This is a genomic window from Duganella sp. FT27W (assembly GCF_009295655.1).
Classification (GTDB): Bacteria; Pseudomonadota; Gammaproteobacteria; order Burkholderiales; family Burkholderiaceae_D; genus Rugamonas; species Rugamonas zoogloeoides.
In genome coordinates this window covers 74426-86752 of sequence record NZ_WHIV01000004.1, presented here as the reverse complement: position 1 = coordinate 86752, position 12327 = coordinate 74426, and the positions used below count along the sequence as shown (strand labels likewise).

Annotated in this window: 7 protein-coding genes; 4 read left to right on the top strand and 3 right to left on the bottom strand. The window is 64.7% G+C overall.

Going from position 1 to position 12327, the window contains the following annotated elements; translation table 11 throughout:
• Positions 1-22: 22 nt before the first annotated feature.
• Together F8197_RS17575 and F8197_RS17570 are read right to left on the bottom strand one after the other, a co-directional pair.
• Positions 23-1435 (bottom strand): MFS transporter, encoded by a 1413-nt coding sequence (locus F8197_RS17575; protein WP_152882999.1) that lies wholly within the window; start codon positions 1433-1435, stop codon positions 23-25.
• A gap of 96 nt (positions 1436-1531) precedes the next feature.
• On the bottom strand, positions 1532-2116 hold the full coding sequence (locus F8197_RS17570) for a hypothetical protein (protein ID WP_056147093.1): 585 nt from the start codon (positions 2114-2116) through the stop codon (positions 1532-1534).
• Positions 2117-2543: 427 nt separating this feature from the next.
• On the opposite strand from F8197_RS17570, the gene F8197_RS17565 reads away from it, so the two are divergent.
• The 4 genes from F8197_RS17565 (at position 2544) to F8197_RS29290 (ending at position 11683) form a co-directional block, all read left to right on the top strand.
• Entirely contained in the window at positions 2544-4601 is a 2058-nt protein-coding gene (locus F8197_RS17565; RefSeq protein WP_152882998.1) for a S9 family peptidase, read from the top strand.
• A 64-nt stretch (positions 4602-4665) separates the two neighbouring features.
• Complete coding sequence (gene pepN, locus F8197_RS17560) at positions 4666-7302, top strand: aminopeptidase N (protein ID WP_152882997.1); 2637 nt, start codon at positions 4666-4668, stop codon at positions 7300-7302.
• A 421-nt stretch (positions 7303-7723) separates the two neighbouring features.
• Positions 7724-8518 carry an NF038120 family PEP-CTERM protein gene (locus tag F8197_RS17555; RefSeq protein WP_152882996.1) on the top strand — a complete coding sequence of 265 codons (795 nt, stop codon included), beginning with the start codon at positions 7724-7726 and terminating at the stop codon, positions 8516-8518.
• Between the two features lie 15 nt (positions 8519-8533).
• Positions 8534-11683: a S8 family serine peptidase gene (locus F8197_RS29290; RefSeq protein ID WP_152882995.1), complete on the top strand. Its 3150-nt coding sequence runs from the start codon at positions 8534-8536 to the stop codon at positions 11681-11683.
• 151 nt (positions 11684-11834) lie between these two features.
• Here F8197_RS29290 and F8197_RS17545 read toward each other — a convergent pair whose 3' ends face one another.
• Entirely contained in the window at positions 11835-12308 is a 474-nt protein-coding gene (locus tag F8197_RS17545; protein ID WP_152882994.1) for a hypothetical protein, read from the bottom strand.
• Positions 12309-12327: the final 19 nt, after the last annotated feature.

The window sequence follows — 12327 nt, the reverse complement described above, 5'->3', positions numbered from 1 at the left end:
CACCGATCGTCCTGCCGCGATATCAGCGCTGGTCCGAGTTGCGCGCCAGCTTGTCTTTCTGGCCGCTTTGCGACGCCGGGCCACCGCGCCGGGAGGCGAGGCGCAGCGCCAGCAGCAGGACCAGGCCGGCCGCGAGATACGTGCCGACCAGCGCCGCCAGCATGGCGGCGGTATCGCCCCAGGCCAGCAGGCGGGCGCCCAGCGCGGGGCCGAAGGCGCCGCCCAGCACGCCCATGCTGGTGACAAAAGCGATACCGATTGCCATCTGCCCGCGCGTGAGCAGGTCGGTGGCGATCGCCAGCAGCAGCGGCGTGGCCGAGGCGATGCCGATGGTGGCCAGCGCCAGTCCTGCCAGCGACCAGGCCAGCATGCCGTCGGCGGCGATGGCCAGTCCCAGGCCGCCGGCCGCCAGCACGGTGCTGGCGACAAAATGGCCGCGCCGCTCGCGCCTGCGGTCGGAGTCGTAGCCGATGGCCAGCATGCCGGCGATGCCGGCCAGTCCGGGCACCAGCGACAGCAGCGCCAGTTGCCCAGGATCGCTGGCGGTCCAGCGTTGCAGCAGCGCCGGCGACCAGTGGACGATGGCAAAGCCGGCGCCGGTGAGCAGCAGGTTGGCCGCGCCCAGCAGCACCATGGTGCGGTCGCGCAGCAGGCCCCACAGCACGGCCAGTGCCGACGGTGCATCGGGATCGTCCACATCAACATCCTTATCGCTGCCGCCGTGACGGCGCGCCTCGTCGCGGGCCAGGTCTTGCGCCACCATTTGCTGCTCGAAGCTGGACAGCCACTCGGCATCACCGGGCCGGTCGTCGAGATACCACCAGGCGAATATGCCCAGCACCAGCGGCGGCGCGGCCTGGGCCAGCAGCAGCCACTGCCAGCCATCGAACAGGTCCAGCGGCGTGAGCGCCTGCAACATGGCGCTCGACAGCGGTGTGGCCAGCATGACGGCCGCCAGCGTGCTGGCGGCAAACACGGCGATGGCGCGCGCGCGCCGTCCGGACGGGAACCACCAGGTGAGGTAAAGAATCACGCCGGGGAAGAAGCCGGCCTCGAACACGCCCAGCAAAAAGCGGATCAGGTAGAACTCGATCGGAGAGCGCACGAACGCGCTGGCGGCGGAGCATGCCGCCCAGCCCAGCATCATCCGCAGCAGCATCTTGCGCGTGCCCAGGTGTTCGAGCAGCAGGTTGCTCGGCACGGCGAACACGCAGTAGCCGATGAAAAATGCGGCCATGCCCCAGCTGTGCACATGCTCGCGGAAGGCCAGGCTGGCGCCGATGTGGCGCGCGACAAAATCGACGTTGACGCGATCGAGGTAAGCGACCGCGCAGCACAGCATGAGCAGTGGCAGCAGGCGCCAGCTGATCTTGCGATAAATCGCATCCATGCCGGCCGCGCCGCGCAGGTGCAGAAGGGTGGCGCCTTGACTCATGGTGAGGTGGCAAGCTTGGTGGGCATGAGTCGATATTAGCCTTGCCTAATTTCTTAGGCAAGCATTCCCGGCGCTACCTTGCTGAAAACAACAACGTCAGATGCGGATATCCACCGGGCGGCCGGCGTAGGTGGCCGCATGGCGCGGACGCAGCGATGGCTGGTTGGCGGCGCCGCTGTCTTCCTGCGCCAGCAATTCGCGGCCGATCTCGAACCACTCGGCGCTGGAAATGACTTTTTGCGCCAGCGGCAGCAAGTCCTGTTCTTCGCGGTCGAGCCGCTTGAGCAGGTTGTAGCAATACAGGTCGATGGTGCGGCACAGGAACTGGCACTGGCTGGCGCTGCGCCGCATGGCCCGCCGCATGCACTTGTTGACGGCGTTGAGGGTGGCGCTGCCGTGGCGGCTCAACGATTCGAGATCGTTGATCAGCGCATCGCAGTTGCGGTCGGTGGCGCGCGCGGCCGCGCAGACGGCCGGCATCAGGCACGCTTCCACCTTGCGCTGGTGGCGCGCCTCGGCAAACGAGGTCAGTTGCTTGAGTTGCGATTCGATGGTGGCAGGATCGATTTCCTGCGGACGGCGCCGGACCGATTGCACGGTTTGCAGCAGGCGCGAAATGAACTGGCGTTCTTTCTTTTGTTCTACCGACAGCGAAAGAATGACATAGGTGGCAGTAAGCATAGCGTTTCCCGTTTCTGACTGGATCGTAAGACGAGGCTGCGCGGGTGGCGTTCAGAGGAGGCGTCCAGCGCGGCGGTCGGATAACCTTAGCGCCGGCTTGGCCTCGTTCAACGCCGATTTACACTTGTTCACAACTGTTCAGACTGCAATGTTGTGTGCTGTTCATTTACCGGCTGGGACAGCGCGTTGTTCACATGACATGCCGGTGGTAGTCATGGAAGATTGAACTGGTGAGTGGGAAATTATGCGCCCATTTTTAGCGCTGTGGAACCGGTAAAACGCTTGTCATCGAAATATATTTTCCCGGTCAGTTCAAGTCCTTAAGTAGCGTAAAGTAACATTTGCCCTTTGCACTATCTGATCTTGGTATGATGTTCGACGACCGGCCACCAGCCGGTACTTTTTGTTAACAGTCGGAGATCCCCGAATGAGATTACCTGTGCTGATGCTGGGCGCCGCCGTTGCGGCCTCGAGCGCCATCGCCGCGCCACGCGGCTTTACCGTAGAAGACATGGTCAAGATGGAGCGCGTGGGCGCGCCCGTGTTGTCGCCCGACGCCACCCGCGTGGTGTACACCGTGCGCACCACCGACATGGACAAGAACCGGGGCAACACCCAGCTCTACCTGCTCGACCTGCGCAGCCCCAAGGCGGCACCGGTGCGCCTGACGCAAGCGGACGCCAGCAGCAGCGAGCCTACCTGGTCGCCCAAAGGCGACGCCATTTATTTCCTGTCCGGCCGCAGCGGTTCGTCGCAGGTCTGGCGCCTGCCGCTGGCCGGTGGCGAAGCCGCCAAGGTCACCAGCCTGCCGCTCGACGTCGAGAACTTCCGCCTGTCGCCGCAGGGCGACCGCCTGGCGCTGAGCGTGGCGGTGTTCCGCGACTGCGTGGACCTGGCCTGCACCAAGAAGCGTCTCGACGAGCAGGGCAAGAACAAGGCCAGCGGCAAGGTGTACGACAAGCTGTTCGTGCGCCACTGGGACACCTGGGCCGACGGCCGCACCAACGTGCTGTACGCGGCACCGATCGACACCGCCGGCAAGGTCAGCGCCGAACCGGTAGCCCTGTCGGGCACGCTCGATGGCGACGTGCCGTCGAAGCCGTTCGGCGACAACGGCGAGTACCACTTCAGCCCGGACGGCAAGACCGTGGTGTTCTCCGCCCGCATCGCCGGCAAGACCGAAGCGTGGTCCACCAACTTCGACGTGTACACGGTGCCAGCCACCGGCGGCGAGCCGAAGAACCTGACCGCCGACAACCAGGCCTGGGACACCAAGGCGATCTATTCGCCGGACGGCCGCACGCTGGCCTACCTGGCCATGGACAAGCCCACCTTTGAAGCGGACCGCTTCCACCTGGTGCTGATCGACGTGGCCACCGGCAAGAAGCGCACCGTTGCCGACAACTGGGACCGCTCGATTGCCGACTACCGCTGGACGCCGGACAGCAAGACCATCCTGGCCACCGCCGACGACATCGGCCAGCACCCGCTGTTTGCCATCGACGCCGCCAGCGGCAAGGTGCGCAAGCTGACCGGCAACGGTTACGTCAGCGGCTTCGACGTGGTGAAAGACACCGTCGTCATCGCCCAGGCCAACCTGGCCTCGGGCGCGCAGCTGTACCAGTTCAAGCTGGGCGGCTCGGGCGAGAAAGCCGCGCAACTGACCAACGTCAATGAAGCCGCGCTGGCCGACGTGAAATTCGGCGAGTACGAGCAGTTCTCGTTCGCCGGCGCCAACGGCGAAACGGTTTACGGTCACGTGATGAAACCGTGGGATGCGAAACCGGGCGTGAAATACCCGATCGCGTTCCTGGTGCACGGCGGCCCGCAAGGCAGCTTCGGCAACTCGTGGAGCTACCGCTGGAATCCGCAGGTGTATGCCGGCGCCGGCTACGCCACCGTGTTCATCGACTTCCACGGTTCGACCGGCTACGGCCAGAAGTTCACCGATTCCATCAGCGGCGACTGGGGCGGCAAGCCACTGGAAGACCTGCAAAAAGGTCTGGCGGCAGCCGTGCAGAAATTCCCGTGGCTCGACCGCGAGAAGAGCTGCGCGCTGGGCGCATCGTACGGCGGCTTCATGATGAACTGGATCGAGGGCCACTGGTCCGACGGCTTCAAGTGCATCGTCAACCACGACGGCGTGTTCGACACGCGCGGCATGGCGTATTCGACCGAAGAGCTGTGGTTCACCGAATGGGAAAGCGGCGGTACCTACTACGACAACCCGGAAGCGCACGAAAAATTCAACCCGGCGCTGTTCGTGAAAAACTGGAAAACCCCGATGCTGGTGGTGCAGGGCGACCTCGACTTCCGCATCCCGACCGCGCAAGGACTGGGCACGTTCACCGCGCTGCAACGGCGTGGTATCCCGAGCAAATTGCTGATGTTCCCGGATGAGAATCACTGGGTCCTGAAGCCGGCCAACTCGGTGCTGTGGCATCACGAAGTGATCGGCTGGCTCGATACCTACCTGAAAAAATAATCGTTAGCTTGCAGCTGACGCCACGCCCGCCACTGCGCGGGCGTTTCCACATCAAGGATCCACAATGAAAAAACATCTGATCGCCGCCGCCCTGGTGCTGGCCTTTGGCGCCGCCCATCCCGCGTTTGCCGCTACCCCGGCCCCGCGCGCCGAAAACGCCTACCTGTCGCAGGAAGACGCCATGGCGCGCTCGGCCCGCGTTTCGAACGTCGATTACACGCTGCAATTCACGCTGACCGGCAAGGAAACCTTTGCCGGCACCACCACGCTGGAATTCGACCTGAAAGATACCGACCAGCCGCTGACCATCGACCTCGACAAGGCCACCATCGGCCAGCTCGTCGTCAACGGCAAGGCCGTCGCGCCGCAGTACAACCAGTGGTTCATCACCATCGCGCCGCAAGATTTGAAGGTGGGCCGCAACAGCGTCACCATCGCCTACGAGCGCCTGCACAGCACCAATGGCGAGGGCTTGCACCGCATGGTCGATCCGGTCGATGGCCGCGTCTATACGTATTCGCACTTCGAGCCGGCCGCCGCCCACCAGATGTTCGCGCTGTTCGACCAGCCCGACCTGAAAGGCACGTACCAGGTTACCGTCACCACGCCGGCCGACTGGGTGGCGGTGTCCACCATGCGCGAGAGCGGCGTCAAGGATGTGGCTGGTGCGAAAGAATGGACCTTCCCGCGCACCAAGAAACTGAGCCCGTACAACTTCTCGATGCACGCCGGTCCGTACAAGGTATGGGAAGACAACAGCGGTCCGTATCCGATGCGCCTGTTCGCACGGCAGTCGGTGGCGGCGCAAGTGTCGCCCAAGGACTGGTTCACGTACACGTCGCAGGGCCTGAAGTTCTTCGACGAGTACTTCGGCGTGCCGTACCAGTTCGCCAAGTACGACCAGCTCCTGGTGCCGGACTTCCTGTACGGCGCCATGGAAAACGCCGGCGCCATCACCTTTGCCGAAGGGCGCTTCCTGCACAAGGAAACCATGACCGCCGCCCAGCGCCAGAGCCTGGCGTCGGTGATCATGCACGAGATGGCGCACCAGTGGTTCGGCGACCTGGTCACCATGAAGTGGTGGAACGGCCTGTGGCTGAACGAAAGCTTCGCGTCGTTCATGGGCACGCTGGGTACGGCCGAAGCCACCGAGTTCAAGAACGCCTGGCAGAGTTTTTATTCGAGCGGCAAGCAGGCTGCGTACGTCATGGACGAGCGCGTGACCACGCACCCGATCGAAACGCCGGTGCCGTCGACCGCCAATGCCTTCGACAATATCGACGCCATCACCTACTCGAAGGGCGCTTCTACCCTGATGCAACTGCGCCACCTGCTGGGTGCGGAAGTGTTCCGCAAGGGTGTGCATAACTACCTGGTCAAGTATTCGTACCAGAATGCCGAGTTGAAAGACTTCATCGGCAGCCTGGGCGAGGCCGCCAACCGCGACCTGAGCGGCTGGACGAAGGAATGGTTGTACGAGCCGGGCGTCAACACGATCCAGGCGTCGCTTAGCTGCGCCGGCGGCAAGGTCAACAGCTTTAAACTGCTGCAAAGCGCGCCGAGCAAGGACATGCCGACCCTGCGCGAACAGCGCGTGCAGGTGGCGCTGTTCAAGCAGGGCAAGGATGGCATGGCGCTGAGCCAGAACGTCGCGGTTACCTACAAGGGCGCCGAGACGCCAGTGCCGGAACTGGTGGGCGCGGCCTGCCCGGACCTGGTCTATCCGAACTACCAGGACTGGGGTTTTGCCAAGGTGGCGCTGGACCAGAAATCGTTCGCCACCGCGCAGGCGTCGCTGGGCAAGGTGGACGATCCGCTGCTGCGCGCAATGCTGTGGCAAAGCCTGTGGGATAGCGTGCGCGACGGCAAACTGCCGCTCAACAGTTTCCTGAAAACCGTGCTGGCCAACGCGCCGGCCGAGAAGGATTACACGCTGCTCGGCGATATCGTCGGCAAGATCGGCCAGTCGAAGTCTTACCTCGACAAGATGGGCCCGTCCGCCGCCAGGTACCGCAGCAAGGTGGGCGTGCAGCTGGAAGACATGGCGTTCAAGGCCACTGTCGCGGCCAGCGGCGACAGCAACTTCCAGCGCCGCTGGTTCACCACGTACGTCAACCTGGCCAGCAGCCCGGCCGCGCTCAAGCGCCTGGCCGACATTCTCGATGGCAAGCTGGTGGTGCCGGGCCTGAACGTGAGCCAGGACGCACGCTGGGACATCGTTGCCCGCCTGAACCGTTACGACGTGCGTGGCAGTGCCGCGCTGTTGACCGCCGAGCAGGCGCGTGACAAGTCCGACAGCGGCCAGGCCGCCGCGCTGGCCGCCACCGTGGTCCGTCCGGACGCCAAGGTCAAGGCCGAATGGCTGGCCACCATCGGCGACCTGCAGACCAAGCTGCCGTTCTCGCGCATCCGCACCGCCATGTTCGGCCTGTATCCGGCCGAGCAGGGCGCGCTGGCCGAGCAGAGCGCCGGTGCGCGCCTGGACAGCCTGGCGCAGGTGGATCAAGCGGCCGGCCCGGTCTACATGCGCGCCTACGCGGCAGCCCTGATACCGGCCGCGTGCACGCCGGCCAGCGTGGCGCGCCTGCAGGCAGCGGTGGCAGCGCAGACCGATCTGTCGGCCGGCACCCGCCGTGCGCTGCTGGTCACGCACCAGGAAGATGAACGCTGCGTTGCTATCAAGAAAGCGATGACAGAATAATCTATTCCCTGTTTGTAGTAGGGTTAAAGCCGGCGCTTGCGCCGGCTTTTTTTATGCATGTCATCAAACCGTCATGAACCGCGACGATGGCATGGCATTGCTCGCGTAAAGGCCGAGGATGGGGCAGTGTTTTCGACAAGAATGTTAAATTTCTAGGTGGGAAGTTTGTTTGCATACAACGCAAAGCAGGCTCATCTGAGCGAAATGCAGCGTCTGGAAAATCTGATACTTTCATAGAGGAATCGGTATATTGTTCAGTCTTTATCAATATAAAAAGAATAATAAATTGTAATAATATGTTACTGCGCCGAGAGTTGTTTGTTTATATTCATTGTTACTTTCCAAAAAAGTAGAACATGGGGCCGACAGGCAACCAGCCCGGCGACCCGCGCTCACCACTTAACCACAAGGGCAACAGAAAATGACATTCTTCCAATCGAAACTGCGCCAACTGACTGCCGCCACCGTGGGCGCGCTTGCCGTGATGTCCGCCACGCCGGCGCTGGCCGGGGTGATCGATTTCGAGTCGGTCGCGCCGAACATCTATGGCGGCACCGAAGTCATCACCCAATCCGGCTACAACCTGACCGTGATCGACACTCCTGCCGCCGGTCCTGGCGGCACCGGTTTTGCTGGCGCCATCGGCGATGGCAGCGATCCGTTCCTGTGCACGGTGGCCGCTTGTCCCACCGGCAATGCCAGCCAGTTCTACCTCGGTGTCAACGATGGCAGCCTCAAGGTCACCCGTACCGACAACCGCCTGTTCCAGCTTACCGGTCTCGACTACGCCTTCCTGGCGCCGGTGGGTAACCTGGGGGGCTATACCTATGGCCAGCTGACCCTGGTCGGCGAGTTGTCGAACGGTACCAACGTGTCGTATGCCTACGATTTCCCGGTGCTCGACAGCCTCGGTTATTCGCCGTTCCAGACCTTGTCGTTGACGGCGTTCGGTGGCAACTATTTCAGCAGCGTGACCATCGGTTCTTGCCTGTTCGACGGTAACGGCGGTTGCACCAGCCCGCTGGCCGGCGCCGAGAACCAGTCGCAGTTCGCCATCGACAACCTGCGGGTGGCGCCCGTGCCCGAGCCGGAAACCTATGCCCTGATGGGACTGGGCCTGGGCCTGGTGGGCTGGATGTCGCGTCGCCGTTCGCGTGCCGCCAGCGCTGCCCGCACTAACCATAACAACGCCGTTGCCAACACCACCGCCGCCTGATCGAGGAACCCGTCCATGAAACTTCGTCCTATCTGCTCCGCCATCGTCCTGCTGGCCGCACTGTCCGGCGCCGCCCACGCCGAACAGCTGCGCCGCTCCTACATCGTGCAACTGGTTGACAAGCCGGTCGCCACCTACACCGGCCAGGTCGCCGGTTTGAGCGCCACCCAGCCGGCCGCCGGCCAGCGCCTCAATGTCGATGCGGGCAATGTACAGGCCTATATCAGCTACCTCGACGCCAAACAGAACGACGTCATCAAAACCGTCAGCGCTGCCGAGATCACCCACAAGTACGACGTGGTGTTCAACGGTTTTGCCGCGCTGCTGACTGACGCCGAAGTGCGCGCACTGAAGAAAAACGCTGGTGTGGCCGCCATCACGGCCGACTCCGAAATGATCCTCGACACCAGCTACACCCCGACCTTCCTGGGCCTGGACCAGCCAGGCGGCCTGTGGTCGCAACTGGGCGGCCAGAAGCTCGCGGGTGAAGACATCATCGTCGGTATCGTCGATAGCGGTATTTGGCCGGAAAATCCCAGCTACGCCGACCACGTGGACGAGAACGGCAACCCCACCCACAGCGGCGGCACGCTGGCCTACGATGCGCCGCCTGCCAGCTGGAAGGGCGGCTGCGATACCGGCGAAGGTTTTACCGTCGCCAACTGCAACAACAAGCTGATCGGCGCGCGTGCCTACAAGACTGCCAACCAGCAATTGCACTGGACCGAATTTGCCTCGCCACGCGACTCGATCGGCGGCTCGGTTGGCGAGGGCGGCCACGGCAGCCACACATCGACCACGGCCGCCGGCAATGGCGGCACCAACGCCATCATCAACGGCGTCAACCTGGGCAAGATTTCCGGCATGGCGCCGCGCGCGCGCATCGCCTCGTACAAGGTGTGCTGGACCGACCCTACCCGCCGCAATGGCTGCGCCACGTCCAACAGCGTCTCGGCGATCAACCAGGCCGTCAAGGACGGCGTCAACGTGATCAACTTCTCGATCGGCCCGTCGGCCGGCGGCGGCGCCTTCGACGAGGCCACCGAGCAGGCCTTCCTGGGTGCGGCGGCAGCCGGCGTGTTCGTTGCCGCTTCGGCGGGCAACTCGGGCCCGACCGCCACCGCCCCGGCGCCAGCGAGCCACATCAGCCCGTGGCTGTCCACGGTCGGCAACTCCACCCACAACCGCCTGTACGTCGGCGACGTGATCCTGCCCACCGGCGTCAAGCTGACTGGCGCCTCGAGCAACGCCAACACCCCTTCGTCGTCGCTGATCCTGGCCAGGGATGCGGGCCTGGCCAGCGTCACGCCGGCCCAGCAGCTCGCTCTGGCCCAGTGCTTCGGCGCGGCCGACAACGTGGCAGCCCTGCTCGACCCGGCCAAGGTGACCGGCAAGATCCTGGTGTGCGACCGTGGCAACAACGTCCTGGTCAACAAGAGCGCCAACGCCAAGACCGCCGGTGCGGTGGGCGCGATCATTGCCAACGTCGAGGGCGGTGCAGTCACCATCCTGAACCAGGCGCACTCGCTGTCCACCGTGCACATCACCAAGGAAAACGGCGCCATTCTCAAGAGCTATATGGCGGGCAATACCGGCGCCACTGCTGCGCTGGGCAATCTGAAACCCACCATCGATACCACCGTGGTCGCGCCGGTGATGAGCGGCTCGTCCTCGCGCGGCCCGAACGTGGCCAACGCCAACATCCTGAAACCGGACATGACCGCGCCGGGCACCGACATCCTGGCCGCGCTCACGCCCGACCTGACCCAGGCCCAGCGCAACGCGATTGCCGCCGGCAACCCGGCGCAAACGGTTGAGTTCGGCTTCCTGTCGGGCACGTCGATGGCGTCGCCGCACGTGGCCGGCGTGGCCGCGCTGCTCAAGCAGCGCCATCCGACCTGGAGCCCGGCCGCCATCAAGTCGGCGCTGATGACTACCGCCTACAACACCTTCAACGACGGCCAGAGCGCCAGAGTGCCATGGGACACCTCGGCCACCTATGCGGGCACTCGCCCGTTCGGCCAGGGCGCCGGCCACATTGCGCCGACGACGGCGGCCGATCCCGGCCTGGTGTACGACATCGCACCGGTCGAGTATGCGCGCTTCCTGTGTGGCCAGGGCCTGGTGTACAGCGCGGCGCAGTGCACCACGTTCGGCGGCGGCATCGCAGCCTACAACCTGAACCTGGCTTCGCTGACCGCCTCCAACGTGCTGGGCGCGCAAACGCTCACCCGCACCGTGACCAACGTGGGCGACACCACCGCCACCTATAACGCCACGGCCACGCTGCCCGGCTTCACGGTGGACGTCTCGCCGGCCTCGCTGACGCTGGCGCCGGGCGCCAAGGCCACCTTCACGGCCCGCCTCACCCGCACCACTGCGGCGCGCGATACCTGGTCCTACGGTTCGCTGGTCTGGAGCGACGGCGTGCACACGGTACGCAGCCCGCTGACCGCGCGCGGCACCGGCATTGCTGCCGCTGCCAACGTGTACAGCGAAAACACGTCGGGCGCCAAGGTGCTGACAGTGGGCACCGGTTTTGCCGGCGCCTTCAGCACCGCCAAGGGCTTGCTGCCGGCAACGCAAACCACCCGCACCATCGGCCAGGCCGGCGGCGCGGACAACGCGACGCTGTGCCTGAACGGCGCCTCGGCCGGTGTGAACGTGCACAACTTCACCGTGCCGGCCGGCACGCTGGTGGCGCGCTTCGCACTGTTCGACTCGGACAACACCGGCACGGGCGCCGGCGACTCCGACCTCGACCTGATCCTGTTGCGCGGCACCACCCTGGTGGCCCAGAGCGGCGAACTGACGTCGAACGAACGCATCGAGCTGGTGTCACCGGCGGCAGGCAACTACACCCTGTGCGTGATCGGTTACGCTCCGGCTGGCGGCCAAGCCACCTACAAGCTGTCGAGCTGGCTGGTACAGCCAACCTCGACCGCTGGTAACTTCAAGGTGATGTCGCCAAGCTCGGCCACCCTGGGTGGCACGGCGTCGGTGGGCATGAGCTGGAGCAACCTGGAGGTGGGCAAACGCTACGTCGGTGCGGTGGATTACCTGGTGGGCGGCGTCAAGCAGGGCACCACGGTGATCGATGTGGATACCACCGATCCGCTGCCGCTGTTCAAGAGCTCGTCCGACAAGGGCAAGCTGGCTTACTAAGCCTTACTGAACAGTAACTGCTTCACTAAAAAGCCTGCGGCAGCCATTCGGCGCCGCAGGCTTTTTTTCGTTGGCACGCCAAGGCTGGGGGCGGCCTCTCCCGGTCCCGGCCCCAAATCCGGGGCGGCGCCGGTACGTGGCGGGCGCGGGCTTAGCGCACGTTGGGCTGGCTGCCGGCGCTGGCCGGGTTGAGCACGCAGCGGTTGGCGCGGCAACTGGCGCCGGGATCCGATACCACCGAGCAAGTGGACATCATCGCTTCGCGCGCATCCTGGGCGCGCAGCGCGGCAGCGTGGCGTTCCACCAGTTGTTTAAGGGTTGCACCATCGTCCTGCTTGCTGGACCACGGCAGGTAGCTCTGTGGCCCGCCGCACGCCTTGGCGCCCACGCCGATCGTGTGGCATTGGCTGTCGTTGTCGCACACGGGGTTGGCGCTGGCGGCCTGGATTTGCTGCCACAGGCTGCTGGCTGCGGCTGGCGCTGCGGGGGCGGCGGGAGAGGTGGGAGAACCAGGAGAGGCAGGCGGCGCAGGCGGTGGTGGACTGGCGCAGGCGCTGGTCATCAGCAACAGCAGGCCTGCCGCAGCCAGGCGCGTGGAGAGCAACAGGGACGAGGGCAGTTTCATGGTGGTGCTCCGGTTGAGG

Bases quoted from the DNA above. Each gene is read 5' to 3' on its own strand.
- F8197_RS17575 (WP_152882999.1), bottom strand. From the start codon at position 1,435: ATGAGTCAAGGCGCCACCCTTCTGCACCTGCGCGGCGCGGCCGGCATG.
- F8197_RS17570 (WP_056147093.1), bottom strand. From the start codon at position 2,116: ATGCTTACTGCCACCTATGTCATTCTTTCGCTGTCGGTAGAACAAAAG.
- F8197_RS17565 (WP_152882998.1), top strand. From the start codon at position 2,544: ATGAGATTACCTGTGCTGATGCTGGGCGCCGCCGTTGCGGCCTCGAGC.
- pepN (WP_152882997.1), top strand. From the start codon at position 4,666: ATGAAAAAACATCTGATCGCCGCCGCCCTGGTGCTGGCCTTTGGCGCC.
- F8197_RS17555 (WP_152882996.1), top strand. From the start codon at position 7,724: ATGACATTCTTCCAATCGAAACTGCGCCAACTGACTGCCGCCACCGTG.
- F8197_RS29290 (WP_152882995.1), top strand. From the start codon at position 8,534: ATGAAACTTCGTCCTATCTGCTCCGCCATCGTCCTGCTGGCCGCACTG.
- F8197_RS17545 (WP_152882994.1), bottom strand. From the start codon at position 12,308: ATGAAACTGCCCTCGTCCCTGTTGCTCTCCACGCGCCTGGCTGCGGCA.